The organism is Pseudomonadota bacterium, assembly GCA_026388215.1.
Classification (GTDB): domain Bacteria; phylum Desulfobacterota; class Syntrophorhabdia; order Syntrophorhabdales; family Syntrophorhabdaceae; genus JAPLKF01.
In genome coordinates this window covers 1-2695 of record JAPLKF010000147.1, presented here as the reverse complement: position 1 = coordinate 2695, position 2695 = coordinate 1, and the positions used below count along the sequence as shown (strand labels likewise).

7 protein-coding genes and 1 pseudogene are annotated in these 2695 nt (G+C 38.5%); 2 read left to right on the top strand and 6 right to left on the bottom strand.

The features are described from left to right. Positions 1-324 precede the first annotated feature (324 nt). Positions 325-525 (top strand): type II toxin-antitoxin system VapB family antitoxin, encoded by a 201-nt coding sequence (locus NTU69_08775; protein MCX5803604.1) that lies wholly within the window; start codon positions 325-327, stop codon positions 523-525. Next, positions 522-917, top strand: coding sequence for a PIN domain nuclease (locus tag NTU69_08770; GenBank protein ID MCX5803603.1), 396 nt, complete (start codon positions 522-524; stop codon positions 915-917). The genes NTU69_08775 and NTU69_08770 overlap by 4 nt, the downstream gene beginning before the upstream one ends. Before the next feature lie 161 nt (positions 918-1078). On the opposite strand, the gene NTU69_08765 is transcribed toward NTU69_08770, so the two are convergent. The 6 genes and pseudogenes from NTU69_08765 to NTU69_08740 form a co-directional block, all read right to left on the bottom strand. Then, the gene (locus NTU69_08765; GenBank protein ID MCX5803602.1) at positions 1079-1357 is read right to left on the bottom strand and encodes a type II toxin-antitoxin system RelE/ParE family toxin; all 279 of its coding nucleotides are present in this window, start codon (positions 1355-1357) and stop codon (positions 1079-1081) included. Position 1358: 1 nt separating this feature from the next. After that, positions 1359-1493, bottom strand: coding sequence for a hypothetical protein (locus tag NTU69_08760; protein MCX5803601.1), 135 nt, complete (start codon positions 1491-1493; stop codon positions 1359-1361). A gap of 208 nt (positions 1494-1701) precedes the next feature. Continuing rightward, positions 1702-1839 (bottom strand): annotated as a pseudogene (locus tag NTU69_08755) (hexulose-6-phosphate isomerase). 18 nt (positions 1840-1857) lie between these two features. Further along, positions 1858-2097, bottom strand: a complete 240-nt coding sequence (locus tag NTU69_08750) for a hypothetical protein (protein ID MCX5803600.1) — start codon at positions 2095-2097, stop codon at positions 1858-1860. Continuing rightward, positions 2094-2369 carry an AbrB/MazE/SpoVT family DNA-binding domain-containing protein gene (locus NTU69_08745; GenBank protein ID MCX5803599.1) on the bottom strand — a complete coding sequence of 92 codons (276 nt, stop codon included), beginning with the start codon at positions 2367-2369 and terminating at the stop codon, positions 2094-2096. Before NTU69_08745 ends, NTU69_08750 begins: the two co-directional genes overlap by 4 nt. Before the next feature lie 186 nt (positions 2370-2555). Continuing rightward, a complete protein-coding gene (locus NTU69_08740) occupies positions 2556-2684 on the bottom strand; it encodes a toxin-antitoxin system HicB family antitoxin (GenBank protein ID MCX5803598.1) in 129 nt (42 codons plus the stop codon). Positions 2685-2695: the final 11 nt, after the last annotated feature.

Sequence of the window (2695 nt, the reverse complement as noted above, 5' to 3'; positions counted from 1 at the left end):
TTCTGTTACCGGCATTACCCCGTGAGGTAATGTGGTACAAGGCACCAGGGTATTCTAAACGAAGTGGACGAGCCATAGTAAATGTATAGCAGAAAAAAACTTATATGTCAAGACCTGACCCTAAAAAATACTAATAACCAAATTACAAATTCCAGATGAAAGCCAATAATCAATAACCAAATTACAATAATCAGAGATAATGAAGGGGTTTATGCCGCAGAAAAATACTGATAATTCAAGACCTGATTTCATTTTTTCCCTTAACAAATTTTCATTGACAGTATACTCCTAAGGGTGTATTTTTATACACATAAGGAGGTGTACATGAGAACCAATGTATTACTTGATGACGCTCTTGTTGAAGAGGCATTGAAACTTGGACGGTTAAAAACAAAGAAGGCTCTCATACATGAAGCACTGAAAGAATACGTGGATAATAGAAAGCGTCTCAATCTTCTTGACCTTGCAGGTAAAATAACATTTAAAAATGATTATGACTACAAAGCGATGCGTGAAAATAAATGATCCTCATTGATACATCGGTCCTGATAGATTTTTTCAGAGGTTCAAAAAATAAGGAGAGCATTAAGTTTGAATCGGTATTACAGAAGAAAATACCATTTGGGATAAGTTCTCTTATTTTTCAAGAAGTTCTGCAGGGCGCCAGTTCAGAGAAGGAATACAATCTCCTGAAAAAGTATCTTTCCACGCAACGGTTTTACAACCCTAAAGATATTGTTGAGTCCTACGCAAAGGCAGCAAAGCTCTATTTGAATTGCCGGAAAAAGGGAATTACCATTCGAAGCACAATCGATTGTATCATTGCCATAACAGCCCTGGAACATGATCTGTTTCTCCTCCATAACGATAACGATTTCAAATTAATTCAAAGGGTTGCCCCTATAAAGTTTTATTAGAAAAGTATAGCAGAATAAAACTGATGATTCAGGACCTGGTCCCAAAAATAAAGACATCAATAATCAATTACCAATATTCAAGCTCCAGAGAAAAGACAATAATCAATAACCAAATTACAATAATCAGAGATAATGAAGGACCCCATTTTTCCATACCGCCCTTAAGATCTATTCTTTTCAACTATTTCATAAGCTTCTTTTCTATGAATAATACCAAGAACGAAAATCTCTTTACCTTTTACCCTGAACACGACACGATAGTCACCCACACGGAGTTTCCAGTAACCCTTCAGCGTTCGCCGGAGAGGCTCTCCATACTCCTGGGGCGCCGCAAGAAGCCTTGTCTCGATTGCTTTCCTGATTCTTGCAGCTATTGCCCTGTCCAGTTTTGGAAGGTCCTCGCTCTTGACGGACGGGTGGTATCTAAGCTTATATCCCACGCTAACCCCATACGTCTTTATGGTCTATCGCTTTTTTTGTATCAAGCGTCATCTCTCTCATCCCGGCAAATTTTTCCACTACCAGATAGAGTGGTTTTTCCAAAACAACGTTCACTCTTGCATTCTTCGTTGGCATAATATCCTCCTTTAAAGGATAAGTGTAACACTTATGCTACACCATGTCAAGTAGACCTGATCACAAAATAAATAACCAAGCTCCAATAACCAAGCTTCAGATTAACGCCAATAATCAATAACCAAATTACAATAATCAGAGATAATGAAGGGGTTTATGCCGCAGAAAAAACTTATATTTCAAGACCTGATTTCGTTTTTCACTTTCTTCGCACCCCCTTCAATGCAATCCTTACCCGCGATCCACGTCCTTCAGTCACCTCGCCACCCATTGCTACTAAAAGAGCTTCAATATCTGTCTACAGGATACTCGATAAAACAGGCTGCCCCCAATTTTTCACATTTATTTGGGCGTTTTAAGAATATCATGGGTTCCTAATTCTTCTTAATAGATAAATTTCACCGATAATCTGAAACGTAAAACGGTAACTTTTCGTTATTCTTCCTTCCCAGATATCTGGATGGCCTTTCATTTTTTTCAATTGTAAGGATGGATGCTTTGGATTTGAAAGTAGTAATGTGAGCTGTTTATCCGCCTTATCTTTTATCGATACCGGAAGTGCATCATAATCATCATCGAACGGTCTCGTTGTCTGAATCTTCATTTTCTTAGATGTTTGATCAGGTCGTCAGCTTTCTCGAATACTTTCGATACCTCACCGTTCTTAATCGCTTTGTCAGCCTCCTTTTCTTTCGCCTGCCATTCCTTTGTCCAGAACCATTCCTGCTCTCTTGAGATAAGTTTTTTTGGAATAAGCACAATCCCTTCATCTATTATATCGACTTCAAGGAAATCACCGGTCTTGAGGAGAAGTTTATCGCACACCTTTTTTGGTATCGTTATCTGGCGTTTCGGGCTGATTCTGGTTATCTGCATAATTTCCTCCTGCTTGATTTCTTTACTGTAAAGAATTCTATCAATCATTGGGGGGGTAAGTCAAGGAATAAAAAGGTTCGGTGGAACTTGCAGGAACTGGGGGAACTGGAATTCACGAAAGGATAAAAGGAAGAGGAGGTAATGTCAAGAATAAAGATTTGACCCCATTTCTCCTCCTTGGATTATTTATGCAATTTGAGTCTTTTTTATGCTTTGAGATAAGAGATACACAACAAGTTGATTGAGGCTTACCCCTTCCTCTTGAGCTCTTTCTATTAAAGCTTTATGAAGAGATTTTGGTGTTCTGGCAAGGATTCTACCACTGT